Source organism: Streptomyces sp. NPDC046349 (assembly GCF_055587885.1).
In genome coordinates this window covers 627,121-650,610 of record NZ_JBVJFK010000002.1, presented here as the reverse complement: position 1 = coordinate 650,610, position 23,490 = coordinate 627,121, and the positions used below count along the sequence as shown (strand labels likewise).

At 73.0% G+C, this 23,490-nt stretch carries 19 protein-coding genes and 1 pseudogene; 11 read left to right on the top strand and 9 right to left on the bottom strand.

Features of this window, described 5'->3' with window-relative positions; translation table 11 throughout:
* Positions 1–12: 12 nt before the first annotated feature.
* On the bottom strand, positions 13–714 hold the full coding sequence (locus tag ACZ6JS_RS06650; protein WP_469296233.1) for a DUF998 domain-containing protein: 702 nt from the start codon (positions 712–714) through the stop codon (positions 13–15).
* A 911-nt stretch (positions 715–1,625) separates the two neighbouring features.
* Here ACZ6JS_RS06650 and ACZ6JS_RS06645 point away from each other — a divergent pair.
* Both ACZ6JS_RS06645 and ACZ6JS_RS06640 read left to right on the top strand, forming a co-directional pair.
* Positions 1,626–2,849, top strand: a complete 1,224-nt coding sequence (locus ACZ6JS_RS06645) for a hypothetical protein (RefSeq protein WP_469296231.1) — start codon at positions 1,626–1,628, stop codon at positions 2,847–2,849.
* 177 nt (positions 2,850–3,026) lie between these two features.
* Positions 3,027–4,781 carry an NAD+ synthase gene (locus ACZ6JS_RS06640; RefSeq protein ID WP_469296229.1) on the top strand — a complete coding sequence of 585 codons (1,755 nt, stop codon included), beginning with the start codon at positions 3,027–3,029 and terminating at the stop codon, positions 4,779–4,781.
* Between the two features lie 108 nt (positions 4,782–4,889).
* On the opposite strand, the gene ACZ6JS_RS06635 is transcribed toward ACZ6JS_RS06640, so the two are convergent.
* Positions 4,890–5,918, bottom strand: a complete 1,029-nt coding sequence (locus ACZ6JS_RS06635; RefSeq protein ID WP_469296227.1) for an endonuclease/exonuclease/phosphatase family protein — start codon at positions 5,916–5,918, stop codon at positions 4,890–4,892.
* Positions 5,919–6,205: 287 nt separating this feature from the next.
* Here ACZ6JS_RS06635 and panB point away from each other — a divergent pair, with 287 nt between their 5' ends.
* From panB to ACZ6JS_RS06620, 3 genes are all read left to right on the top strand, one after another.
* Entirely contained in the window at positions 6,206–7,075 is an 870-nt protein-coding gene (gene panB / locus ACZ6JS_RS06630; protein WP_469296226.1) for a 3-methyl-2-oxobutanoate hydroxymethyltransferase, read from the top strand.
* A gap of 136 nt (positions 7,076–7,211) precedes the next feature.
* Positions 7,212–8,234, top strand: a complete 1,023-nt coding sequence (locus ACZ6JS_RS06625) for an ATP-binding cassette domain-containing protein (RefSeq protein ID WP_469296225.1) — start codon at positions 7,212–7,214, stop codon at positions 8,232–8,234.
* A complete protein-coding gene (locus ACZ6JS_RS06620; RefSeq protein WP_469296223.1) occupies positions 8,231–9,082 on the top strand; it encodes an ABC transporter permease in 852 nt (283 codons plus the stop codon). The genes ACZ6JS_RS06625 and ACZ6JS_RS06620 overlap by 4 nt, the downstream gene beginning before the upstream one ends.
* A 57-nt stretch (positions 9,083–9,139) precedes the next feature.
* On the opposite strand, the gene ACZ6JS_RS06615 is transcribed toward ACZ6JS_RS06620, so the two are convergent.
* On the bottom strand, positions 9,140–12,808 hold the full coding sequence (locus ACZ6JS_RS06615; protein WP_469296221.1) for an AfsR/SARP family transcriptional regulator: 3,669 nt from the start codon (positions 12,806–12,808) through the stop codon (positions 9,140–9,142).
* Positions 12,809–12,881: 73 nt separating this feature from the next.
* Between ACZ6JS_RS06615 and ACZ6JS_RS06610 the strand changes: the two genes are divergently transcribed.
* Entirely contained in the window at positions 12,882–13,682 is an 801-nt protein-coding gene (locus ACZ6JS_RS06610) for a site-2 protease family protein (protein ID WP_469296220.1), read from the top strand.
* Positions 13,683–13,754: 72 nt separating this feature from the next.
* Positions 13,755–14,648 (top strand): S41 family peptidase, encoded by an 894-nt coding sequence (locus ACZ6JS_RS06605; protein ID WP_469296219.1) that lies wholly within the window; start codon positions 13,755–13,757, stop codon positions 14,646–14,648.
* Positions 14,649–14,652: 4 nt separating this feature from the next.
* On the opposite strand, the gene ACZ6JS_RS06600 is transcribed toward ACZ6JS_RS06605, so the two are convergent.
* Together ACZ6JS_RS06600 and npdG are read right to left on the bottom strand one after the other, a co-directional pair.
* Positions 14,653–14,841 (bottom strand): hypothetical protein, encoded by a 189-nt coding sequence (locus ACZ6JS_RS06600; RefSeq protein WP_030849047.1) that lies wholly within the window; start codon positions 14,839–14,841, stop codon positions 14,653–14,655.
* Between the two features lie 99 nt (positions 14,842–14,940).
* Complete coding sequence (gene npdG, locus ACZ6JS_RS06595) at positions 14,941–15,645, bottom strand: NADPH-dependent F420 reductase (RefSeq protein WP_469296217.1); 705 nt, start codon at positions 15,643–15,645, stop codon at positions 14,941–14,943.
* Positions 15,646–15,729: 84 nt separating this feature from the next.
* Here npdG and ACZ6JS_RS06590 point away from each other — a divergent pair, with 84 nt between their 5' ends.
* Positions 15,730–16,338, top strand: a complete 609-nt coding sequence (locus tag ACZ6JS_RS06590) for a hypothetical protein (protein WP_469296216.1) — start codon at positions 15,730–15,732, stop codon at positions 16,336–16,338.
* 18 nt (positions 16,339–16,356) lie between these two features.
* Here the strand turns inward: ACZ6JS_RS06590 and ACZ6JS_RS06585 are convergent, their stop codons facing one another.
* A complete protein-coding gene (locus ACZ6JS_RS06585) occupies positions 16,357–16,608 on the bottom strand; it encodes a hypothetical protein (RefSeq protein ID WP_469296215.1) in 252 nt (83 codons plus the stop codon).
* Positions 16,609–16,701: 93 nt separating this feature from the next.
* Between ACZ6JS_RS06585 and map the strand changes: the two genes are divergently transcribed.
* Positions 16,702–17,559 carry a type I methionyl aminopeptidase gene (map, locus tag ACZ6JS_RS06580; RefSeq protein ID WP_469296213.1) on the top strand — a complete coding sequence of 286 codons (858 nt, stop codon included), beginning with the start codon at positions 16,702–16,704 and terminating at the stop codon, positions 17,557–17,559.
* Positions 17,560–17,686: 127 nt separating this feature from the next.
* Positions 17,687–18,334 carry a biliverdin-producing heme oxygenase gene (locus ACZ6JS_RS06575; RefSeq protein ID WP_469296211.1) on the top strand — a complete coding sequence of 216 codons (648 nt, stop codon included), beginning with the start codon at positions 17,687–17,689 and terminating at the stop codon, positions 18,332–18,334.
* A gap of 115 nt (positions 18,335–18,449) precedes the next feature.
* On the opposite strand, the gene ACZ6JS_RS06570 is transcribed toward ACZ6JS_RS06575, so the two are convergent.
* From ACZ6JS_RS06570 to ACZ6JS_RS06560, 3 genes and pseudogenes are all read right to left on the bottom strand, one after another.
* Positions 18,450–19,115 (bottom strand): PhzF family phenazine biosynthesis protein, encoded by a 666-nt coding sequence (locus ACZ6JS_RS06570; RefSeq protein ID WP_469296210.1) that lies wholly within the window; start codon positions 19,113–19,115, stop codon positions 18,450–18,452.
* A gap of 19 nt (positions 19,116–19,134) precedes the next feature.
* On the bottom strand, positions 19,135–20,571 hold the full coding sequence (locus ACZ6JS_RS06565) for an HtaA domain-containing protein (RefSeq protein ID WP_469296209.1): 1,437 nt from the start codon (positions 20,569–20,571) through the stop codon (positions 19,135–19,137).
* Positions 20,572–20,888: 317 nt separating this feature from the next.
* A pseudogene (locus ACZ6JS_RS06560) lies at positions 20,889–22,295 on the bottom strand (HtaA domain-containing protein); the annotation flags it as partial.
* Positions 22,296–22,410: 115 nt separating this feature from the next.
* Between ACZ6JS_RS06560 and ACZ6JS_RS06555 the strand changes: the two are divergent.
* Positions 22,411–23,427: a heme/hemin ABC transporter substrate-binding protein gene (locus tag ACZ6JS_RS06555; RefSeq protein ID WP_469296208.1), complete on the top strand. Its 1,017-nt coding sequence runs from the start codon at positions 22,411–22,413 to the stop codon at positions 23,425–23,427.
* Positions 23,428–23,490: the final 63 nt, after the last annotated feature.

Here is a 23,490-nt window from a genome sequence, read left to right as displayed (position 1 = left end):
GCTCGTGCGAGGTCATGTGCGGCGTTCCTCGTGGACGGAGTAGGCGAGCAGGCCCAGCCAGATTGCCACGAGGAGGACCTGGAGCCGCTGACCGGCGCCGAGCGCCCAGGTGCCGCGTCCGGCGGTGAACATCGCGATGGCGGAAAGGGTCCAGGCGGTGGCGAGCAGTTCCAGGACGACCAGCGCGGGGCCGTAGCGGGCGAGCGGGGCGAACCAGCCGTAGCGGCGGGCCGCGACGGTCAGGGCCACGAGTCCCACCAGGGCCCCGGTCATGGCGAGGGTGCTGCTGACGGCATGGGCCTGGTGGGTGGCGGGGACGAGGCCGGCGGTCTCCCGGGCGGCGCATTCGGGGTCCGCGGTGGGCGTGCAGCTCAGCGGGAGCCAGGCGTCGGCCGCGGTGGCCGCGCCGAAGAGGGTGACCCCGGCCCAGCCGACGACCGCCCAGAGGCGGCGCGACTCGGCGTACTTCAACAGCCGTATCAGGGCCAGCAGGCCGCCGGCGAAGGCGAGCATCCCGGCGGTGAAGTCGGTGGCCCGGAAGAGGCCGCCGAGCGGCTGGTCCTGGGCGGCGAGTTCGCTGACGTACGTCTCGATGGGGTTGAGACCCGTGGAGAGGACGACTTCGAGCACCCACGCGGTGTACGCCGCGCCGGCCAGGCCGATCAGGACGGCTACCGGCCAGGCGGTGCGCGGAGAGAGCCCATCTGGAGACATAGTGTGACTAATCCTCATCAAGCTCGGGGTCGGTCCTCCGCCGATCGGATACCCACCCCGGGTAGGGTTCCGGCCATGACGCGCGGTGCTCGGCGAGCCCGTCCCGGGGCCCCGGCTGCCGGCGCTCGCCGCGCTGCTGCTGGGCGCCGTCACGCCCCTGTCCCCGGGCCGTCCTACCGCGCCCCGCACCCTGGAGGACGTGTCCTCGGGTCGGCGCGTTGCCTCGGCAGCGGCCTCCGGTGCGGCTGCGCGCGGTGGCGCTCACCACACCCCGCCGCCCCGCCGCAGGTGCGCGGGGCGGTTCAGGAGCGGGCCGCGGAGCCGGAGCGGGCCCGCCCGGGCGGCGCTGTCCGGAACCGGAACGGGCCGCCCCGGGGCGGCCGCCACGTCGTTCTCCCTTACACCGCCCGCGATGCATTCGTCCGGCCGGCGGTGCCGCGGACACAGGCCCGGCCCGGGCATGGCCCCGGGGCGGAACGCCGCCGCCGTTGCCCCTCCGCCCTGCTGCTGGTCACCTCTACACGCCGGACCAGCGGCATCCGGTCAAGGCGGGCGAGCGGGTCCGGCCGGAGTTCCGCGACGCGGCCCCGATGTGGCGTCCGGTGCACCTGCACGGGCGCACGTTCGCGCCGGGCACGGACGAGCCCGGCGGGCGCGCAAGGACACCGCGATCGTCCTGCGGGGCGGGCGGCTGACGGCGGACTTCGACGCCTACCACCCGGGGCCGCGGACGACGCACTGCCACTCCATCTCCCGCTCTGAGTCCGCGATGACGACGGCGCTCGGCCACCGGCTCCGGCAGGTCCGGGCCGACTCGCGGGGAGCGGGCGGGAATTCGGAAGGGCGTTCGCCACCGGCATGGCACTCTTGCTCTGATCACGACAGCCGCGACAAAGGACGCCTCCGCCGGTATGACCACCCCGCCGAACCCGCCCAGCACCCCCTCCGGCCCGCCGACGGAACCGGCGGGCACGCCCGCTGCCGAGACGGCCCCGATACCGGCGCCCGCCCGGCCCCTCTCGCTCGAGAAGACCGCTGCCGCCGAACCCGCCGCCGAGGCGGTCCCGGACGCCGCGGCCCCGGACGCGGCCCCGGAAACCGCCGCTCCGGACGCGCCCCCGGAGACTGCCGCTGCGGCAGCGGCGCCGGAAGCGGCGACTGCCGCCGAGGCCTCCGCCGCCGAACCGGCCCCGGTCCCCTCGGCGTTCGCGCCGCCCGCCCCGGCCCCGCAGGCCCCCGCCGCCCCGGCCGCGCCGTTCGGCGCCCCCGGGGCTCCCGGCGGCCCCACCGACCCCTGGGGGCAGCCCGTTCCCGGCTACGGCGCGGCCCCGTACGGCGGCTACCCGCAGGCGGCCGAGACCACCAACGGCCTGGCCGTCGCCACGCTGATCGTCGGCGGCTTCGGCGTCGTCCTCGCCTTCGTGCCGTTCCTTTTCTGGCTCGGCGGCATCCTCGCCGTGACCGGCGTCGGCCTGGGCATCGGCGCCATCGTGCGCGCCAACAAGGGCGCCCCGAACAAGTCGATGGCCGTCATCGGCACCGCGCTCGCCGGTGCGGGCATCCTCGCCTCGGTCGGCGGCTTCTTCCTGACCGTCTCCGTCATCGAGAGCAGCACCGACCGCATCGAGGCGGGCATCGACGACGAGGACCTGGGCCTCGACGGCACGTACCCCAGCAGCGAGCCCTGGCCGTCCGGGTCCGTGTCGGCCTCGCCCTCCCAGGTCCCCGGCCTGACCAGCGCGCTGCAGTTCGGCGAGACCTACACCTACCCGAACGGGGTCAAGGTGAGCCTCTCGAAGCCGACGAAGTACGAGCCGAAGGGCATCATCGCCCGCGAGCAGGTCAAGAACGCGGTCCAGATCACGATCACCATCACCAACGGCTCGACCGCACCGCACGAGGTCATCTACGCCGTGCCCAACGTCCGCGACGACAAGGGCATGACCGCCGAGATGGTCTTCGACACCGGCGGCGGCAGCACCGTCCCGAAAATGGTCAAGGGATCGATCCTGCCGGGCGAATCCGCCAGCGGCGTCGTGGCGTTCGAGATCCCCGAGGAGACCAAGAGCATCACCGCGGACATCGCCGCCGGAACCCTGCTCGACGACGTGAAGTACGCCGGCCCCGTCGGCTGACGCACCCTCACGACCGGCCTCACGGCAGGCCCTGCGACCGCCTCACGGCCTGCCCCGGGGCAGGCTCCGCGACGGGCCCCGGAGCAGCCCCCGCGGGAGGCCTCCGGCACGCCGCACAGCCAGGGAAGAAGCCGGGGCCCAGGACATCGCGTCAGAAAGACGATTAGACTGGGCCCCGTGCCTCAACTACGCCTCGCTCTGAATCAGATCGACTCGCACGTCGGCAACATCGCCGCGAACGCCGACTCGGTCGTGCACTGGACCCGGCACTCCGCCGAGCAGGGCGCCCACCTGGTGGCGTTCCCGGAGATGATGCTGACCGGGTACCCCGTCGAGGACCTCGCCCTGCGCGGCTCCTTCGTCGAGGCCTCCCGCGGCGCACTGCGCGACCTCGCGGAGCGGCTGGCCGCCGAGGGCCTCGGCGACCTGCCGGTCGTCGTCGGCTACCTCGACCGGACCGAGAAGGCGACGCCCCGCCTCGGGCGCCCGGCCGGCTCCCCGGAGAACGCGGCGGCCGTCCTGCACGGCGGCCGGGTGGTGCTCCGCTTCGCCAAGCACCACCTGCCCAACTACGGCGTGTTCGACGAGTTCCGGTACTTCGTGCCGGGCAACACGCAGCCGGTGATCCGGGTGCGCGGCGTCGACGTGGCCCTGGCCATCTGCGAGGACCTCTGGCAGGAGGGCGGCCGGGTCCCGGCCACCCGCTCCGCCGGGGCCGGGCTGCTGGTGTCGATCAACGCCTCCCCGTACGAGCGCAACAAGGACGACGTACGCCTCGAACTGGTGCAGAAGCGCGCCCAGGAAGCCGGCTGCACCCTCGCCTACCTGGCGATGATCGGCGGCCAGGACGAGCTGGTCTTCGACGGCGACTCGATCGTCGTCGGCGCCGACGGCGAGGTCATCGCCCGCGCCCCGCAGTTCTCCGAGGGCTGCGTCCTCGTCGACCTCGACCTGCCGGCCGCTCGGGCCGACGCCCCCGAGGGCGTGGTGGACGACGGGCTGCGCATCGACCGCGTCGTCCTGTCCGAGGAGCCGGTGGAGCCGTACGAGCCGGTCGTGCCCGGCGGCTACGCCGACCGGCTCGACGACGACGAGGAGGTCTACGACGCGCTGGTCGTGGGCCTGCGCGCGTACGTGAAGAAGAACGGATTCCGCTCCGTCCTGGTCGGGCTCTCCGGAGGCATCGACTCCGCGCTCGTCGCCGCCATCGCCTGCGACGCGATCGGCGCGCAGAACGTGTACGGCGTATCGATGCCCTCGAAGTACTCCTCGGACCACTCCAAGGGCGACGCGGCCGACCTGGCCGAGCGCACCGGCCTGAACTTCCGGACGGTGCCGATCGAGCCCATGTTCGACGCCTACATGGGCTCGCTGGGCCTCACCGGGCTGGCCGAGGAGAACCTCCAGTCCCGGCTGCGCGGCACCATGCTGATGGCCGTCTCCAACCAGGAGGGCCACATCGTGCTGGCCCCCGGCAACAAGTCGGAGCTGGCCGTCGGCTACTCCACCCTGTACGGCGACTCGGTCGGCGCGTACGGCCCGATCAAGGACGTCTACAAGAGCGACGTCTTCCGGCTCGCCCGGTACCGCAACCGGGCCGCGGCCGAGCGTGGCGAGACCCCGCCGATCCCGGAGAACTCGATCGTGAAGCCGCCGAGCGCCGAGCTGCGCCCCGGGCAGGTGGACACCGACTCGCTGCCGGACTACCCGGTGCTCGACGCGATCCTCGCCCTCTACGTGGACCGGGACCAGGGCCTGGACGAGATCGTGGCGGCCGGCTTCGATGCCGAGCTGGTCGCGAAGACCCTGCGGATGGTCGACACGGCCGAGTACAAGCGGCGCCAGTACCCGCCGGGCACGAAGATCTCCGCGAAGGGCTTCGGCAAGGATCGCCGGCTGCCCATCACCAACGGCTGGCGCGAGCAGGCGTAGGCGCCCACCGGGCAGGGCCCGGCAGAACGCGGAGGGCCCCACCTCATCCCGGACGCCGCCCACAGCGTCCGCATCGCCGGCGGGGCCCTCCGCGCCGCTGTGTGCGCGCTACTTGTTCACCGTGAGCCGGGCGGCGACCGGCAGGTGGTCGCTGCCCGTGCGGGGCAGGGTCCAGGAGGCCTCGGGCCGGATCCCGCGGACCATGATCTGGTCGATGCGGGCCATCGGGAACTGCGCCGGCCAGCTGAAGCCGAAGCCGTCGCCCGCCGCGCCCTGGGTGGAGCGCATCTGCGAGGTGACCTCGGACAGGGCGCGGTCGTTCATGGTGCCGTTCAGGTCGCCGAGGAGGACGACCTTCTTCAGGGGTTCGGCGGCGAGTGCGGCGCCCAGCGCGTCGGCGCTGTCGTCGCGCTGGTTGGCGGTGAAGCCCGCGTTCAGCTTGACCCGGACCGAGGGCAGGTGGGCGACGAAGGCCGCGACCTCGCCCTGCGGAGTGGCGACGGTGGCCCGCATGGCCCGGGTCCAGCCCATCCTGATGTCGACGGGCGCGCTGCCGCTCAGCGGGTACCTGCTCCACAGGCCGACGGTGCCCTCGACCGAGTGGTACTTGTACGTGCCCGCCAGGGCCTTCTCGTAGACGGGGACGGCACTGCCCTTGAGCTCGGTGAGGGCCAGGACGTCGGCCCCGGAGCGGGCGACCGACGCGGCGGTGCCGCGCGGGTCGGGGTTGTCGGCGTCGACGTTGTGGGTGGCGACGACGAGGTCGCCGCCGGTGCCGGACTTGTCGAAGACCAGGCCGCCGAAGAGGTTCAGCCACACCACCGCGGGCACCAGGACCGCGACCAGCGCGGTCGCGGACCGGCGCAGGACCGCGCCGGCCGCCAGAAGCGGAACGGCCAGGCCCAGCCAGGGCAGGAAGGTCTCGGTGAGGCTGCCGAGGTTGCCCACGTCGTTGGGCAGCTCGGCGTGGAGGATCATGACGAGCGACAGCAGTACGGCGATCGCGGCCAGGACCAGGCCCCGCCGCCAGATCCCCGGGTCCCTGCTCAGTTCGGCCAGCCGGCGCCGGAAGCGGGACTGGGAGGGCTCGGGCTCCGAGCCGCCGTTCCCCGGTTCCGTCCTGTACGCCTGTGCCATACCCTGCCCTCACTGCCGTGCTCGCGCTCCGTCCCCGCCCCTTGACCCTAGGCGATGAAACGGAGCCTTCCGTGCCGTACGTCACGACCGTCCGTCACGGTCGCATGTCCGGAAGGACGAACGCCCGTACGCGGGGGGTTCCGCTTGTCACGAAACGCGCACATTGGCGTGCCCGGTGCGGCGGGCCCCCCGCACCACTTCCGCCCACGGCCCCGGGGATGCCACCATGGTGGGTGAGTCCGGGGACACCGTGAGGGTGCCTCGAGATGACACAAGGAGCAGTTGCAATGACGCACGCCGTTTCGCCTGCCCGCGAACCCGCAGCCGCCGCCTCCCCCACCCTGTACGGAGGCACGGGCACCCGGCGCATCACCGTCCGCGACCTGACCCTCGCCAAGGAACGCGGCGAGAAGTGGCCCATGCTCACCGCCTACGACGCGATGACCGCTTCCGTCTTCGACGAGTCCGGCATCCCGGTCATCCTCGTCGGCGACTCGATGGGCAATTGCCACCTCGGTTTCGACTCCACCGTCCCGGTGACGATGGACCACATGACCATGCTGTCGGCAGCCGTCGTGCGCGGCACCAGCCGTGCGCTGGTCATCGGCGACATGCCGTTCGGCTCCTACCAGGAAGGCGCCGTGCAGGCTCTGCGCAGCGCGACCCGCCTGGTCAAGGAGGCCGGAGTGGGCGCCGTGAAGCTGGAGGGCGGCGAGCGTTCGCTGGCCCAGACGGAGCTGATCGTGCAGTCGGGCATCCCCGTGATGTCCCACCTGGGTCTGACCCCGCAGTCGGTCAACGCCATGGGCTACCGGGTCCAGGGCCGCGGCGACGAGGCAGCGCACCAGCTGCTGCGCGACGCGAAGGCCGCGCAGGACGCGGGCGCGTTCGCGGTGGTGCTGGAGCTCGTTCCCGCCGAGCTGGCTGCCGAGGTCACCCGGTCCCTGCACATCCCGACGGTCGGTATCGGGGCGGGCGCGGAGTGCGACGCGCAGGTGCTGGTGTGGACCGACATGATGGGTCTGACCGGCGGGAAGATGCCGAAGTTCGTCAAGCAGTACGCGAAACTCCGCGAGACCATGACGGACGCGGCGAAGGCCTTCGCCGAGGACGTCGTCGGCGGCACGTTCCCCCAGGAGCAGCACGCCTTCCACTGACCCCGGGCGGGCGCGCCCCGCTGATGTGAGGTGAGCCACTCCGACGGCCCGCCGACCCGCGCGTCGGCGGGCTGTCGTATGTCTGTCGTACCTTTGTCGGTCGGCTGTCGGTGCTTTGTCAGTGGCGGCTGGTCCCATGGTGGGCATGACGCGAAACGACAAGAACCCCAACGCCGTGGAGGTGCGGGGGCTGGTCAAGCACTACGGCGAGACCAAGGCCCTCGACGGTGTCGACCTGGATGTCCGTGAGGGCACGGTCCTCGGGGTCCTCGGGCCCAACGGCGCCGGCAAGACCACGCTGGTGCGCTGCCTCTCCACCCTGATCGTCCCGGACGCCGGGACGGCGACCGTCGCCGGCTTCGACGTGGTCCGCCAGCCGCGGCAGCTGCGCCGCACCATCGGCCTGACCGGCCAGTACGCCTCGGTCGACGAGAAGCTCTCCGGCTGGGAGAACCTCTACATGATCGGGCGGCTGCTCGACCTCTCCCGCAAGGACGCCCGAAGCCGCGCGGACGAGATGCTGGAGCGCTTCTCCCTGACCGAGGCGGCGAAGAAGGCCGCCATGAACTACTCCGGCGGCATGCGGCGCCGGCTCGACCTGGCCGCCTCGCTCATCGGCCGGCCGGCCGTGATCTACCTGGACGAGCCGACCACCGGGCTCGACCCGCGCACCCGCAACGAGGTGTGGGACGAGGTCCAGCGCCTGGTCGCGGAGGGCGCCACCGTGCTGCTCACCACGCAGTACATGGAGGAGGCCGAGCAGCTCGCGAGCGAGCTGACCGTCATCGACCGCGGCAAGGTCATCGCCAAGGGCAAGGTCGACGAGCTGAAGGCCCGCGTCGGCGGCCGCACCCTGAAGATCCGTCCCGTGTCCCCCGCGGACCTGCCGGGCATGGCCCGCGCGCTGGCCGAGGCCGGACTGGACGGCGTGGCCGGCTCCCAGGCCGTGCCGGACGAGGGCGTGCTCCTCGTCCCGATCCTGAGCGACGAGCAGCTGACCGCCGTGGTCGGCCTGCTGGCCGCCCGCGGGTACGCGATCGCCGACCTCGGCACCTACCTGCCCAGCCTCGACGAGGTGTTCCTGGCCATCACCGGCCAGCGGCCCACGCTCGTCGAGGACTCCGTCCCCACCGAGAAGACCGAGGAGGTCGCGGCATGAGCACCGTAACCACGACGAAGCCCGCTCCCGCCGCGTCCGGTCCGGCCCCGGTGGCCGCCGCCCGCGGTGAGGGACGGATCGGCCTGCGGGCCAACCTGCGGCACATCGGCGCCCTGGTGCGCCGCAACGCCCTGCAGATCAAGCAGGACCCGGAGTCGATGTTCGACGTCCTGTTCATGCCGATCATCTTCACGCTGCTGTTCGTGTTCGTCTTCGGCGGCGCGATCTCCGGCAAGGGCAACCAGGCGGACTACGTGAACTACGTGGTCCCGGGCCTCATGGCCATGATGGGCATGAACATCGCGATGGCGGTGGGCACCGGCGTCAACGACGACTTCAAGAAGGGCGTGATGGACCGGTTCCGGTCCATGCCGATCGCCCGGTCGTCCGTGCTCCTCGCCAAGATCGTCGTCGAGCTCGGCCGGATGATGGTGGCCATCGCGATCCTGCTGGGCGTGGGCTTCCTGCTCGGCCTGTCGATCAAGTCCTCGGTGCTGGACCTGTTCCTCGCCATCGGACTGTCGGCCGTCTTCGGCAGCGCACTGATGTGGATCTTCATCCTGCTCGGTCTCACCATGAAGACCGCCCAGGCCGTCCAGGGCATGGCGATGCTGGTCCTGATGCCGCTGCAGTTCGGCAGCTCGATCTTCGCCCCGCCGTCCACGATGCCGGGCTGGCTGCAGTCCTTCACGGACTACAACCCGCTGTCGAACCTGGCGGACGCCGCCCGTGCCCTGATCAACGGCACCCCCGTCGGCGACTCCGTGTGGATGACGCTGGTCTGGTCGCTGGCCATCACGGCAGTCACCATGCCCCTCGCGGTCCGCAAGTTCCGCCAGAAGACCTGACCCGCGGACCGGTCCACTCCGGATCGCGTCCCGGACGGACACCGGCCGGGGGCCGGGTCAGACCAGGGCGGTGGCCTCCTCCAGGGTGAGGCCGCCGCCCTCGGCGTACGCCGCCTCGTAGGCGGTGTCACCCAGCACCGATCGCGCCTGCTTCTCGGCGAAGGCGAAGTCCTCGCGCTCCGTGGTCACCGGGAAGTGGGCGGGCGGCAGCAGAGCGCGATAGGCGCCGAGCAGCCGGGCGCCGTCGTACTCCCGCTGCGGCCCGCCCGGCGACACCAGGGAGACGGCTGCCGTCAGCAGGAACGTGGCGGGCAGGTGCGGGGCGACCATCAGCGCCAGCGGGTGCCGGAAGGCGGCCGCCGCGTCGCGGATCCCCTGCAGGGCGTCCTCGTAGCGGCCGTCCCGGTTGTCCAGCCAGGCCGTCGTGGCCAGCAGGAACACGTCGAAGATGGCGTACGCCCCGAAGGCGAACTCCTCGCGCAGCACCCGGATCTGGACGCGGGCCTCGTCGATCCGCCCGGTACGGCCGAGGATGCCGGCAAGGAACATCCGGGCGGCGGGCATCGCCTCGTTGCCGAAGCGCTGCACCGTGGCGGTGATTGCCGTCAGGATCCGCTCGGCCTCCGCGATCTCGCCGTTCTCGGTGAGCGTGCCGGCCATCCGCACGCGCAACACCGTCACCTGCGCCTTCGCGCCGAGACGTTCGGCGTACGCGATCGCCTCGCGGTAGTCGCAAGCGGCCAGGGCGTGCTCGCCCCGCCGCTCCCGGGACTCGGCGCGGGCGGAGAGGGCCTCCGCGCAGCCCCAGTCGTCCCCGAGTTCGCGGAAGAGCTCCAGGCTCTCGTCGGCGTCGCGGGAGGCGTCGCCCGCCCAGTCGGCGCGGTTGGCGAGGATGTTGGCGCGCAGTTGGAGGGCGGAGGCCAGCTCCCAGCGGTGGCCGAGCGCACGGGCGGTGGCCACGGTGGCGTCGACGACCCGTTTGAGCAGCCCGGCGTCGCCCGCGATCATGACGGCGTAGATCCACAGGGAAGCCGGTGTGCGGCAGGTCTGCGGGAGTCCGGGCCTGTAGGTCGCGATCACCCCGTCGACCAGGGCGCGGACCTCGGGGTCGTCCCAGTCCTTGTTCGTCTGGTCCCGGGCCGCCAGCCGGACCAGGTGCAGGGCGCGCCAGGCCTCGGCGAGCACCTCGCCCCCGTAGGGCGGCGGGGAGTCCACGAGCTGCCCGTACACCGGCTCCGCCGGGACCACGGGCGCGACGAAGGGGTTGGGGCCGAGCGCCGCGACCGCCTCCGCCCAGTGCCGGGACTCGGCCCGCTGGTCGAGCAGGTGCCAGTACCAGCCCAGGGCGTGGACCAGGCAGAGCGCCTCGTCCGCGTCGCGGGTGGTGACGGCCCGGCGCAGGGCCGTACGGATGTTCTCGTACTCGGTGGCGAGCCGCTGCGCCGTCTCGCGCTGTCGCCGGCCTCGGAGCAGGGGGTCGCTGGTCCGGGCGAGCTCTCGGTAGTGGACGAGGTGGCGGCGGGCGGTGTCCTCGCGGTCGCCGCCGGCCTCGGTGAGGCGCTCGGCGGCGTATTCGCCGACCGTCTCCAGGAGGCGGTAGCGCATGCCGGAGCCGTCGGGTGCGGGAGCGGCGACGACGAGGGACTTGTCGACGAGGGAGCCGAGGGTGTCGGCGACGTCCCGGACGGCGTCGCCGGACGGGTCGGCGCAGACGGCTTCGGCGGCGGCGAGGTCGCAGCCGCCCGCGAAGACGGACATCCGGCGCAGGACGGTGCGCTCGGCCTCGTCGAGGAGGTCCCAGGACCAGTCGACGACCGCCCGCAGGGTCTGCTGTCGCGGCAGGACGGTACGGGCACCGCTGGTCAGCAGCCGGAAGCGGTCGTCCAGCCGGTCCGCGATCTGCCGCGGAGTCAGCAGCCTCAGCCGCGCCGCCGCCAGCTCGATCGCGAGCGGCAGCCCGTCGAGACGGCGGCAGATCTCCGCTGCGGCGCCCGGGTCCTCCTCGACGGTGAACCCGGCGCGGGCGGCCGCCCCGCGGTCGCCGAGCAGCCGCAGCGCGATCGGGTCGGGCAGGGGGTCGACGGGGCGGACGGTCTCCCCGGGCACGCCGAGGGGTTCGCGGCTGGTGGCCAGGATCTGGACGCCGGGGCAGTGGGTGAGGAGGCGCTCGGCGAGTTCGGCGGCGGCTTCGACGACGTGCTCGCAGTTGTCGAGGACCAGCAGCAGGCGGCGGTGGGCGCAGTGCTCGGTGAGCCGGTCGAGGGGGTCGTCGCCGTTGCGGTCGGTCAGCGCCCGCAGTTCCTCGGCGGCGGCGCCGCGCAGCTTTGTCTCCCGTGCGCCGACGGCGGCGAGGGTGGCTTCGGCGACGTCCTCCGGGTCGTCGACGGGAGCCAGCTCGACGAGCCACACGCCGTCGGGCCATCCGCCGCGGGGCTCGTGCGCCTCCGCGGCCTCCTGCGAGAGCCGGGTCTTGCCGGCCCCGCCGGGCCCGAGGAGCGTGACGAGCCGGGCCCGCGCGAGATCGTCGCCGATGACGCGGATGTCGTCCTCCCGGCCGACGAAGGTGGTCAGCCGTGCCCGCAGGTTGCCGCTGCCCGGGCCGGGCGGGGCCTGGACCGGGGCCTGTGCCGGAGCCCGCGCCGGGGCAGGGGCCGGAGCGGCCGGCGGCGAGAAGCCGGGGACGGACCCGCCCGCGCCGTGGCCATGGGCCGGGACCTGGCCATGCACCGGGGCGCCGGCACCGGCCGCGGACACGGCCTGCGCGTGGCCTGCGGCCGGGGCCGGGGCGTGGCCTGAGGCCGGGGCGTCGCCGTGGCCCGGGGACGAGCCGGGGGCCGGGGCCGGGGCGTGACCTGCGGGCATGGCCCGGGCGTGGCCTGCGGGCATGGCCTGGGCTTGGTCCGGGGACGAGCCGCGGGTCGGGGCGTGGCCCGGGCCGCCGGCCGGGTGTGCCCGGCCGCCGGGGGGCGAGAACCTCGGCCCGGCGGCCGCGGCCCGCGTTCCCGGACCGGAGTCCGCCGGGGCCAGGAGTTCGGCGTGCAGGGCGCGCAGGGTCGGGCCGGGGTCCGTGCCGAGCCGGTCGGCGAGGTCCCGCCGTACGCCGTCGTAGGCGGCCAGCGCCTCCGCCTGACGGCCCGCGTCGCGCAGGGCCCGGATCCGCAGCGCCTGGAGCGGCTCGTCCAGCGGCTGCTGCGCGCACAGGGCGGTCAGCTCGGGCAGGGCCTGCTCGGCCTCGCCCAGGGCGAGCGCCGCCGTGAGCCGGCCCCGGCGCGCGTCCATCCGTACGGCGTCCCAGCGCGCGGCCTCCGCGGCGGGGTCGGGCAGGTCCGCGAGGGCCGGGCCGCGCCACAGGGCGAGGGCCTCCTCGTACAGGGCGGCGGCCTCGGCCGGGTCCCGCGCCTCGGCAGCGGCCCGGGCCAGCCGTTCGAAGCGGTACAGGTCGACGTCCTCACGCTCGGCGGCCAGCCGGTACCCGCCGTCGGCGGACAGCACGGCGGTGTGCCCCAGCGCCCGGCGCAGCCGGGCCACCAGGGCCTGCAGTGCGGCCACCGCGTCGGCCGGCGGGGCGCCGTCCCACACCTCGTCGACCAGCAGACGGGCCGGCACCACCCGCCCCGGGCGCAGCGCGAGCGCCGTCAGGAGCGCGCGCAGGCGCGCCCCGCCGACGGCCACGGGGGTCCCGTCGTCGCGGAGGGCCTGGACGGAGCCGAGAATCGCGTAACGCACCGGCCCATTGTCCCCGGACCCCGGCGCGGACCCGAACCGTTTTCCCCGCGCGGCCCGGGATAGGTTTCCCCGCATGGGTCATCAGGGCACCCGCCACGAGCGGCGGATCAGTTCGGTATTCCTCGGCATCTTCGCCGTCATGGCCGTCACGGGATGGGCGGTGTGGACGGGGTACTCGACGAGCACCGGGCTCGCCGTGTTCCTCTTCGTGACGTCCGCGTGGATCGTCTCCCTGTGCCTCCACGAGTACGCGCACGCCCGCACCGCCCTGCACGGCGGCGACCTCACGGTCGGCGCCAAGGGCTACCTCACGCTGAACCCCCTCAAGTACACGCACGCGCTGCTCAGCATCGTCCTGCCGGTGGTCTTCGTGATCCTGGGCGGGATCGGCCTGCCCGGCGGTGCGGTCTTCATCGAGCGCGACCGGATCCGGGGCCGCTGGAAGCACAGCCTGATCTCGGCGGCCGGGCCGCTGACGAACGTGGCCTTCGCGATCGTCTGCACGGCCCCGTTCTGGCTGGACGCCCTGGAAGGGGTGCCGCTCGCCTTCCGCTATGCGCTCGGCTTCCTCGCGATGCTCCAGGTGACGGCTGCGATCCTGAACTCCCTGCCGGTACCGGGCCTCGACGGCTACGGGGTCGTCGAGCCGTGGCTGTCGTACCGGGTGCGTCGCGAGGTGGAGCCGCTGGCGCCGTTCGGCCTGATCGCCGTCTTCGCGCTGCTGTGGATCCCGTCGGTCAACGTCGTCTTCTTCGACGCGGTGTACGGCGTGCTCTCGGCGCTCGGCGTGTCCGGCCTGGAGACGGACTGCGGCCGCGAGCTGTACCGCTTCTGGCAGGAGGGCAGCGGCATCTGCGAGGTCCCGCAGGAGTAGGCCGTCCCCTCCCGACCGACCCGCGGGTAAAACGCTCGCCGGACGCCGTCCGCCCGCCTAGCATGGCCCGCCGTGCCTACACACGAAAAGATCATCGAGCGGGCCCTGGAGCGGATCGGCGCAGGGTACGTCTTCCCCGAGAAGGTCGTGGACATCGACGCCGCGCTCCGGCGCCGGCTCGCGGCCGGCGAGTACGACGGCCTGGACGAGCGGGCGCTGTGCGAGGCGGTCACGGCGCACGTCCAGGAGGTCTGCCCGGACAAGCACCTGCGGCTGCTGTGGGTCGAGGAGCCGCAGTCGCTGGAACCGGAGGACCAGGACGCCGGACGGGCCGCGTTCCTCGCACTGCTACGGGCCGAGAACCAGGGCGTGCGGCGCGTGGAGCGGCTGGACGGCGGCGTCACGCTCGTCGACGTCCGCCTGATAGCGACGGCCGACGAGGGCGCCGCCGTGATAGGCGCCGCCATGCAGCTGGCCGCACACGGCTCGGCACTCGTCCTGGACCTGCGCGAATGCCGCGGCGGCTCGCCCGAGGGGGCCGCCATGTGGTGCAGCTATTTCTTCCCCGACGACCAGGTGCACCTGAACGACATCTACGAACGCTCCACCGGCACCACCCGCCAGTACTGGACGTCGGCACACCTGCCCGCGCCCCGCTACCTCGACCGCCCCGTGTACGTGCTCACCAGCGCGCTCACCTTCTCCGGGGGCGAGGACGTCGCCTACACCCTCCAGGCGCACGGCCGGGCCGTCCTCGTCGGCGAGACCACGCGGGGCGGCGCGCACCCCACGGACCGGCACACGGTGAGCGAGCACGTCCTGGTGGCGGTGCCGGCGGCCCGGACGATCAACACGGTGACGGGCGGCAACTGGGAGGGCGTCGGTGTCGTCCCCGACGTGCCGGTCCCGGCCGATCAGGCGCTCGACACGGCACTCAAGGCCGCCAGGGCAGCGGTCGCAGGCTGATCCCTCAGGCGTTCCGGGCGGTCGCCGCCTTCTCGGCCTTGGCCTTGCGCATGTAGTACCAGGCCATGTTGGACGTGAGACCCGCCAGCAGCACCCACACGATCCCGAGGAAGCTGCCCTCCACGAAGGCGACGACGGCCGCGGCCACGGCTAGGACGCACACGACAACGGCGAAGACGGCAAGGCGGGGCATGGGAAGGGCTCCTCGGGGACATGGAAGGGGGTCGAGCCCCTCCAGTGTCCCCCATGCCCCGCAGTGCTGCCGTAAGGGACTCCGGCCGGGCGGGGGTGGTCAGACGTCCGTGGTGCGCAGGCCCGCGTGGGCCTTGTAGCGGCGGTTGGTGGAGATCAGGTTCGCGACGAGGGCCTCGACCTGGTGGGCGTTGCGCAGGCGGCCCGCGAAGATGCCGCGCATGCCCGGGATGCGGGCGGCCAGGGCCTGGACGATGTCGGTGTCGGCGCGGGATTCGCCGAGGACCATGACGTCGGTGTCGATCTCGTCGATCGACTCGTCCTGGAGGAGGACCGCCGAGAGGTGGTGGAAGGCGGCCGTGACGCGGGAGTCCGGGAGCAGGGCGGCGGCCTGCTGGGCGGCGCTGCCCTCTTCCACCCGGAGGGCGTAGGCGCCCTGCTTGTCGAAGCCGAGGGGGTTGACGCAGTCGACGACGAGCTTGCCCGCGAGGTCCTCGCGCAGCGCTTCGAGGGTCTTGGCGTGGCCCTCCCACGGCACCGCGATGATGACGATGTCGCTGCGGCGGGCGCACTCGGCGTTGTCCGCGCCCTCCACGCCGAGCCCCAGTTCGTCGGCGGCGGTGCGCGCGCGGTCGGCGGCACGGGAGCCGATGATCACCTTCTGGCCGGCGCGGGCGAGCCGGTAGGCGAGGCCCCGGCCCTGGTCGCCGGTGCCGCCGAGGACGCCGACGACGAGGCCGGACACGTCCGGCAGGTCCCAGGGGTCCTTGGCCGGCGGCTTCTGCGTGCTGTCTGAGGAAGTCATGGGGGCGAGGGTACTGCCGGGTAGCCCCCAGTCGAAGAGCCGGGAAGCGCCCCCCGTGTCGCCCCGATGCGGCAGGATGCGGGCATGGATGCCGTCAGGGTCGCCCTGCTGCGCGAGGTGCTCGCCGGTACGCAGTGGCCGGGCGACGCGCGCCGCTTCGCCGGCTCGCTGCGCCGGTCCGTCGCTCCGGCCGGCGGGAAGCTTCTCCTGGTGGGGACCGAGGGGTACGAGCCCTGGCACATGGCGGCCCACCTCGTGGACGAGGCAGCCTGGTCGGGCCAGCCGGAGCTGGCGCCGACACTCGTGCGCCACCGGGTGCAGCCCGGGGCGCCGCCGCACCTGTCGGTGGGGCTGGGCCGGCTGGCGGCGGCCGGGCGCGGGCACACGGTGCTGGTGGTGGCGCCCCGGGAGCCCGACGAGGGACTGCTGGAGCGGGTGCACGACGCCCGGCGGGCGGGGGCGACCGTACTGTCCCTGGACGGCGGGGACCGGGACCTGGGCGCGCTCGCGCACGACGCGCTGTCGGTGCCGGACGGCGGCGCCGAGCTGGATCTGGACACCGTGCAGCACCTGGTCAGCGCGGCGGCCGGGGAGAACGGTCCGCCGGCTCAGCGCGGGTCCCGCCGGCGGTTGCGGGACCTGCTGGCGGGGTTGGCCGACCGGCTGACCGCTCCGCCGCCCAGCCGCTGGTAGTGCGCGCCCACCGGCCCGTCAGCCGGCCGCGCCCGTGCCCGACGTGCCCTCTTCCTCCTCGCGGGTCTTGTCGTTCCACTTCGGGTCGTTCTGCCACTCGAGGTTGCGCTCCTGCGCCGTCTCCATGGCGTGGGCGGCCTCCTCGGGCGTTCCGTAGGGACCGAACCGGTCCTTCGCCGGGCACTCGGGGCCTTCCTCGACCTTGTGGTGGACCAGGCAGTAGTACCACTCGCCGGGTTTGCCCACTTGGCGCTTCTTGAACAGGGCCATCGTCGTCCGGGCTCCTCTCGATGCCTCCGCAAGCCGCTGTGTGCCGCTCTGTCCCGCCATGCTGCCCCATCCCCGCTGGATACACTCGCTTGCATGTCCGGTCAGTCGCTGCTCGTACCAGGCGAGCTCTCTCCCGCCCGTTCCGTTCCCGGAAACATCCGCCGGCCCGAGTACGTCGGCAAGCCCGCGCCCGCTCCGTACACCGGACCGGAGGTGCAGTCGGCCGAGACCATCGAGGCCATGCGCATCGCCGGCCGGATCGCCGCCCAGGCGATGGAAGAGGCCGCCAAGCTGATCGCGCCGGGGGTGACCACCGACGAGCTCGACCGTGTCGCCCACGAGTACATGTGCGACCACGGCGCCTACCCCTCGACGCTCGGCTACCGCGGCTACCCGAAGTCGCTGTGCTCCTCGGTCAACGAGGTCATCTGCCACGGCATCCCCGACTCCACCGTCCTGCGCGACGGCGACATCGTGAACCTCGACGTGACGGCGTACATCGGCGGGGTGCACGGCGACAACAACGCCACCTACCTGTGCGGGGACGTGGACGAGGAGTCGCGGCTGCTGGTGGAACGCACCCGTGAGGCGCTGAACCGGGCGATCAAGGCCGTGAAGCCGGGCCGCCAGATCAACGTGATCGGCCGGGTCATCGAGTCGTACGCCAAGCGCTTCGGCTACGGAGTGGTCCGGGACTTCACCGGCCACGGCATCAACTCGTCCTTCCACTCCGGCCTGATCATCCCGCACTACGACAGCCCGCACGCGACCACCGTCATCGAGCCGGGGATGACCTTCACGATCGAGCCGATGCTGACCCTGGGCACCCACGACTACGACATGTGGGACGACGGCTGGACGGTCGTCACGAAGGACCGCAAGCGCACCGCGCAGTTCGAGCACACGCTGGTGGTGACGGACTCCGGGGCGGACATCCTGACGCTCCCCTAGCCGGTCCCCGACCGGGTTCTTTTACCGACAGAGCGTCGGGAACGCATTGACTTAGGCAAGCCTAAGTAGGAGTATCGGGCGTGGCGGCAATGCCGCCACGCCCGTTTCCTCTTCCTGGAGGTCCGCCTTGGACGCCTTCTCTACGGTCATCCGCGTCGCGTCGCACGAGCAGCACACCGAGGCCGAGACGTCGACCTTCATGAGCGACCTGCTGGGCGGCCGGCTGGGGGTGGACGCGTACACGCGCTACACGGAACAGCTGTGGTTCGTGTACCGGGCCCTGGAGGAGGCGGCCGAATCCCTCAAGGACGACCCGGTGGCGGGACCGTTCATCCGGCCCGAGCTGATGCGCGTCGCGGAGATCGAGCGGGACCTCGCGCACCTGCTGGGCCCGCAGTGGCGCGAGACCGTGGTGGCGCTGCCCTCGACCGAGGCCTACGCCGCACGGGTGGCCCAGTGTGCGGCCGAGTGGCCTGGCGGGTACGTCGCGCACCACTACACCCGCTACCTGGGCGACCTCTCCGGCGGGCAGATCATCCGCGACAAGGCGGAGCGCACGTGGGGCTTCGAGCGCAAGGGCGACGGCGTCCGCTTCTACGTCTTCGCGGACATCTCCAACCCCGCGGCCTTCAAGCGGACCTACCGCGAGCTGCTGGACGCGATCGACGCGGACGACCTGGAGAAGCAGCGCATCATCGACGAGTGCAAGCGCGCCTTCGACTTCAACGGCGCGGTCTTCCGCGAGCTGGGCGAGGAGTTCCGCCTCAGCGCGTGACCGCGTGCCACGGCAGAGTACGGGGCCGGGCCCGGGTGCACAGTGCACCCGGACCCGGCCCCCGGCCGTTTCGGCAGGCCGTGGGCACGGGGCCGGTCGGGGAACTGCGACACACCTACGCCGGAGCCGTGGGCGGGGCGAAGCGGACGCGGCCGCCGACCTCGATCGTGCCGTCGGCGCCGGGGGCGGTGAGGATCTGGGAGCCGGCGCCCTGGGTGATGTTCAGTGCGCGGTCCAGCTGGGCCGTCAGCAGGATCGCCGCCGATCCGGTGGCCTCGTCCTCGGCGATGACGCCGTCGGGGCGGCGCGGGAAGCCCCGGGCCCGGACGCGGCCTGCGGCCTCGTCCTCCCACGCCCAGGCGTACAGCCAGCCCTCCCCGGGCGGCGGCGCCGGGAGCGCCTCGACCTCGGCGACGCTCTCGTACTGCTGGGTGCGCTTGCCCTCGACCCACTCGGGCCGGGCCGTGATCCAGGTGAACTCCCCGTCGTCACGGGCCCATACGGATCCGACAGGCGGCTGGAGCTCCTCGACGTCCAGCAACCACGCGACCCCGACCAGCGGGTGTCCCGCGAAGGACATCCGCGTGCCGGGGGTGCGGATGTCGACGACCCCGCGCTCGGGGTCGTCGACGAACACCGTCTCGCTGTAGCCGAGTTCGGCGGCCAGCGCCTGCCGCGACGCGTCGTCGGGGCAGGTCCGGCCGTCGCGCACGACACCGAGCAGGTTGCCGTACCGGCCGTCACCCGCGCAGAAGACCTTCAGGACATCGAGATCGTTCACGCGGGAATTCAAGCACGGTTCAGACCTGGGCCGTACGGCGCCTGCGCGCCAGGCAGACGGCGCCGACGCCGGCCGCGATGACGACACCGGAGGTGGTGAGCAGCGCCCCGGCCGGTATCTCGGCGCCGGTGTTGGCGAGGTTGCCGCCGACGGAGCCGCCGCCGACCGAACCGCCGCCCGAACCGCCGCCCGCAGTGCCGCCCGTACCGCCGGTGGTTGCGCCCGTCGACCCGCCGGTGGTGGTACCGCCCGTGGAGGGCGGCAGGGTGGCGTCCTTGTCCACCGCCACGGAGAAGGTGAGCGGGTCGATCGGATCGCCCGCCCGGTACATGGAGCCGGTCGTGTCGTTGGCGAAGGCGGCCGCGCCGTCGGCGGTGAAGGCCGCCGGCACGCCGTTCAGCGCCAGCACGCCGTTCTTGGTCCTGTAGTCGGTCTTCGACAGGTCGAGCGTGGCGAAGGCGACGCCCGTCTTGCCGCCGGCGGCGTTCTTGACGTCGACGTACAGGGTGCCGGTCTTGCCGGTGGCGTCGATACGGGGGTTGCCGAAGGTCATGTCGATGCCGTGAGCCGCGTACTGGAAGCGGAGATTGCCCTCGAAGGAGGCGTTCAGCTTCTGCTTCTTCACGTCCAGCTCACCCTTGCCGAAGGCGAAGTCGAAGAGTTCGCCGTTCTTGGCGGCACCGCCGGCCGGGGTGATCGAGCCCGCGCCCAGCACGTACCGGCGGAAGGACTCCTTCACGCCCCACGTCAGCTTGCCGTTCAGGACCTTCTGCGCTCCGTCGGCCGGAGCGGTGGGGCTGGGGTCCTTGGTGGGGCTGGGGTCCTTGGTGGGGGTCGGCTTCGTCGGGGTCGGCTCGGGGGCCGGCTCCTCGAACTTCAGGTTCGCGGTGAACGGGTCGCCGGCCTTGTTCTCGTAGCCGGCGGAACCGAGCGCCTCCGCGGCCTCCTTGGTGAGGGTCGTCGCCAGGCCGGTCATCGACTGGCCGGCGAAGGCGACGGTGGCCAGCGGAACGTCCTGGGCGGTGGCACCGGACTTGGTGACGTCCGCGGTCAGCTTCTTGGTGCCGGTGTCGATACGGATGTCCGAGAGCTTGACCTCGAAGCCGTGGCCGGTCGGCGGGGCGGGCGAGGAGAAGGTGACGCTGCCCTTGAAGGCCGCCTTCACCACGTGGCCGCCGGCCGGGTCGTACTGGCCGGTCGCCTCGACGAACCGCAGGGTGCCGTCGGCGTTCTGCTGGGCGCCGTCGGCGACGGTGATGGTGCCCTTGGCCATGCCGGTCACATAGGCGCGGTAGCTTGCGAGGACGCCCCAGTCGAGGGTACCGCCGACGATCTTCACGGGCCCGGTCGGCGGGCCCCCCGCGGCGATGGCCGGCAGGGAGAAGGCGGTGGTGCCGAAAGCGGCGGCGGTCAGGACGGCGGCCGCGAGGGAGATCGGGCGGCGGAGGGACGACATGGCGGGGAACTCCTGGGAGACGGAAGGGGAAAGGGGACGGGGGTGGGGCACTACTTCGACCCGTCGGCATCCGCCGCGGGCCCGGCCGTGTCGGCGGACGCCTCCGCCGCCGAGCCCGACTCCTCACCCGGAGCCGGCTCCACGGTCGCCGGCGCGGCGGAAGGCCGGGCCGCGGCCGAAGCCGAGGCCTGGGCCTGGGCCAGGCCCGAGGCCGTAGCGGGCTCCGGAGCGGTGTCCGCAACAACCGGGGCGCCCGCCCTCACGGAAGACGGTGCCGCCTGCGCGGCAGCGGCCTGAGCTGACGCCCGGGCCGGGGCCGGGGCGGGCGCCGAGGCCGCGGCGGCGGTCGCATCCGTGCGCCGTCTGCGCACCGCAAGGAAGGCTCCGCCGCCGGCCAGGAGCAGGACGGCCGCGGCAAGGCCCGCGTAGAGCTTGGTGTTCGAGGACTTCCCTGATTCCGCGGCGGGGGCGGCTTCACCCGCCGACGGGGCGGGAGCGGGAGCCGCCGACGGCGGAGCCGTGGAGCCCAGGTCGGGCAGGGCCGGCAGCTTCGCGCCGGCGTCGAGGGCAACGGCCAGCGAGACGGGATCCATCTCGGTGCCGGCCTTGTACATGGAGTTGAAAGCCTGGGAACCGCCCTCGGTGAGGGTGGCCGGGGCCTCGGTCAGGGTGACCAGCGCACCCTCGGTCTTCAGGGCCTTGGCGTCGAACTCGACCAGCGGGACGGCGTTCTTCGTCGTGCCCGCCGCGGTGACGTCCGCGGACAGCACGCCTTTGCCGTTCTCCACCTTCACGCCCACTTTGCCGAGCGTCAGGTCCAGGTGCGCTCCGGTGAACTGCACGGTGCCGGCGAAGGCCGCGTCAAGTGTGCCTTTCCGGCCGTCGTACGCGCCCTTGCCCTGCGAGAAGCGGAACAGCGCGCCACCGTCCTGGGCGCCTTCGGCCAGGGTCCACTTGCCCTGGCCGATCGAACCGGTGACGTACTCGCGGAACGTGCGGCGCACCCCCCAGTCGACGGCTGCGTCGGCGAACGCGCCGGGCGCCTGCGGCGCCTCGGCCGTGGCGCTCGGCTGTGCGGTCGCCGGCTGCGAGGCCCCCGCGGCCGGGGCGGTCTTCACGTCGGCCGAGAGCGAGAGCGGGTCGAGCTGCGTGCCGGCCGGGTAGTAGCCGGCGAACGCCTGGGCCCCCTGAGAGGTGAGGGTGGCCGGGATGTTCGTGAGGGTCAGCGGGGTGGCGCCGCCCTTCATCTCGATCCCGCCGACACCGAGCGTCGCGAAGGGCACCTGGCTCTGGTTGCTGACCGTTCCGGTGTCCTTGGCCTTGCTGGAGACGTCCACGTACAGCGTCCCACGACCGCCGCTGATCCTGACGGTGGGGCGGCTGACGGTCATGTCCAACTCGTGGACGCCGTCGGGCTTCTGGTGGCCCTGGAAGGTCACGCCGCCGGAGTAGGAGGCCTCGAAGGCGCCCGTCCCCGGGTCGTAGGAGCCGGTCGCCGAGTGGAAGCGAAACAGGCTTCCGCCGGCCGTGGCCGCTCCGCTCTTCAGCTTGAATCCGCCTTTTGCCACCGGACCGGTGACATAACTCTGGAAGGACGATTTGATGCCCCAGTCGAGCCGGCCCCCCTGCACGGTCCCCGCGTGAGCGGCGGTCGCCGGAAGCAGAGCCCCCAGCAGGCCGGCCAACAGGGCGATGGCGAGCGTACGGATGGGTCTCGCGGGCATGAATGCCCCCTCCAGGGTCTAGCAAGCAAGGTTAGGCTAACCTAAGCTACATCCAGGCCGGATGGAAACCCCCCGGTCCCCAGAACCTCAGTCGGACGATCAGGACGGTGCCTTCGTGCCTACGCCCGCCGCGTCACACCGCTTTCCCCGTCTCGCAGTCGCCGTGGCAGCACTGGCACTCGCGCTGACGGGCTGCGGAGGTACGGCCACCCCTCCGGGCTCATCCGCCCCCGCCGCGGCCGCTGTTCCGGACCGGGTGGAGCCGCTCGCCGCGAGGCCGCAGCCCGCCCTGCCGGTGACCGTGCCCTCGGCCGACGGCACCCGGGTGACCGTCACCTCGACCGACCGGGTGATCCCGCTGACCGGCAGCCTCAACGAGATCGTCCACACACTGGGGCTCGGCGGGCAGGTCGTCGCCCGCGACATCACGGCCACCTTCGAACAGGCCGCCCGACTGCCGGTGGTGACACGTGGCCACGACGTCTCGGCCGAGAGCGTGCTGTCCCTGCGCCCCACGCTGGTGCTCGCGGAGACCACCACCGGTCCCGCCGAAGCGGTCCAGCAGATCCGCGACGCCGGCATCCCGGTCCTCGTCGTCGCTCCCGCCAAAGGGCTGGACGACGTTCCGAAGCGGATCGACGCCGTCGCCGCCGCGCTGGGCGTCACGGACGCCGGCGCACTGTTGAACCAGCGCACGGCCGATCGGATCGCCGCCGCCCGCAAGAACGTTCCTGCGGCCGGGGGCAAGCAGCCCCGGGTCGCCTTCCTCTACCTGCGGGGCACCGCCTCCGTCTATCTGCTGGGCGGTTCGGACTCCGGCGCCGCCTCGCTGCTGGAAGCGGCCGGCGCGATCGACACCGGCAAGGAGTCCGGCCTCGGCAAGGACTTCACCCCGATCACCAGCGAGGCACTGGCGGCGGCCGCCCCCGACGCGATCCTGGTCATGTCCAAGGGTCTCGAATCGGTCGGCGGCATCGACGGCCTGGTGAAGATCCCGGGCGTCGCCCAGACCCCGGCCGGCATGGACCGCCGCGTGGTCACGGTCGACGACGGCGTCCTGCTCAACTACGGCCCCCGCACGGACCAGGTCCTGTCCTCACTGATCACCCAGCTCTACGGCAAGGGAGCCTGAGGTGGCCCTCTCCTACGACTCCGCCGCGGACGGCGGTGTCCTTTCCGACCCCGCCGGGGAGGG

What these genes read in the sequence shown, in the direction of transcription:
- ACZ6JS_RS06650 (WP_469296233.1), bottom strand. Translation starts at nt 714, where the DNA reads ATGTCTCCAGATGGGCTCTCTCCGCGCACCGCCTGGCCGGTAGCCGTC.
- ACZ6JS_RS06645 (WP_469296231.1), top strand. Translation starts at nt 1,626, where the DNA reads ATGACCACCCCGCCGAACCCGCCCAGCACCCCCTCCGGCCCGCCGACG.
- ACZ6JS_RS06635 (WP_469296227.1), bottom strand. Translation starts at nt 5,918, where the DNA reads ATGGCACAGGCGTACAGGACGGAACCGGGGAACGGCGGCTCGGAGCCC.
- panB (WP_469296226.1), top strand. Translation starts at nt 6,206, where the DNA reads ATGACGCACGCCGTTTCGCCTGCCCGCGAACCCGCAGCCGCCGCCTCC.
- ACZ6JS_RS06625 (WP_469296225.1), top strand. Translation starts at nt 7,212, where the DNA reads ATGGTGGGCATGACGCGAAACGACAAGAACCCCAACGCCGTGGAGGTG.
- ACZ6JS_RS06620 (WP_469296223.1), top strand. Translation starts at nt 8,231, where the DNA reads ATGAGCACCGTAACCACGACGAAGCCCGCTCCCGCCGCGTCCGGTCCG.
- ACZ6JS_RS06610 (WP_469296220.1), top strand. Translation starts at nt 12,882, where the DNA reads ATGGGTCATCAGGGCACCCGCCACGAGCGGCGGATCAGTTCGGTATTC.
- ACZ6JS_RS06600 (WP_030849047.1), bottom strand. Translation starts at nt 14,841, where the DNA reads ATGCCCCGCCTTGCCGTCTTCGCCGTTGTCGTGTGCGTCCTAGCCGTG.
- npdG (WP_469296217.1), bottom strand. Translation starts at nt 15,645, where the DNA reads ATGACTTCCTCAGACAGCACGCAGAAGCCGCCGGCCAAGGACCCCTGG.
- ACZ6JS_RS06590 (WP_469296216.1), top strand. Translation starts at nt 15,730, where the DNA reads ATGGATGCCGTCAGGGTCGCCCTGCTGCGCGAGGTGCTCGCCGGTACG.
- ACZ6JS_RS06585 (WP_469296215.1), bottom strand. Translation starts at nt 16,608, where the DNA reads ATGGCCCTGTTCAAGAAGCGCCAAGTGGGCAAACCCGGCGAGTGGTAC.
- map (WP_469296213.1), top strand. Translation starts at nt 16,702, where the DNA reads ATGTCCGGTCAGTCGCTGCTCGTACCAGGCGAGCTCTCTCCCGCCCGT.
- ACZ6JS_RS06565 (WP_469296209.1), bottom strand. Translation starts at nt 20,571, where the DNA reads ATGTCGTCCCTCCGCCGCCCGATCTCCCTCGCGGCCGCCGTCCTGACC.